Source organism: Pseudomonas sp. UF-293 (assembly GCF_058245595.1).
The window spans coordinates 1-515 of the sequence record NZ_JBSICA010000072.1; the positions used below are offsets into that span (position 1 = coordinate 1).

The 515-nt window shown below is 62.1% G+C and carries 1 protein-coding gene; it reads left to right on the top strand.

The window, feature by feature from the left end; all coding sequences use genetic code 11:
- The coding region (locus tag AC4IHP_RS27820; protein ID WP_490833286.1) for a contractile injection system protein, VgrG/Pvc8 family at nt 1–515 on the top strand (515 nt) is incomplete at both ends.

Here is a 515-nt window from a genome sequence, read left to right on the forward strand (position 1 = left end):
GACCAGACGGTGTTTCCGAAACTCGCGCCTGTGCCCTATCAGCAAGACTCCGGCATGGTCGCCAGCAACCCGGTGATCAAACGTTTCGACCTGCGCCTGGAAACCCGCACCAGCCGCACCACCCGTCGCGACTACGACTTCGAAAAACCGCGCCTGACCCTGGAAAGCGAAAACCGTGGCGACGCCCTGCCCGACCTCGAAGACTACGATTACCCGGGCCGCTTCATCGACCGCGAGCGCGGCAAGCACCTGGCCAAACGTGCCCTCGAACGCCATCGCAGTGACTTCCAACTCGCCGAAGGCAAGAGCGATCAGCCATTGCTGGTCAGCGGCCACTTTCTCGCCCTGACCGAACACCCGAAAGCCAAGTGGAACGACCTCTGGCTGCTCACCGAAGTCCTGCATGAAGGCAAGCAACCGCAAGTGCTCGAGGAGTCGGTGACCAGTGACACCACCGCACTCAAAGACGATTTCCACCAGGGCTACCGCAACCGCTTCCAGGCCACGCCGTGGGA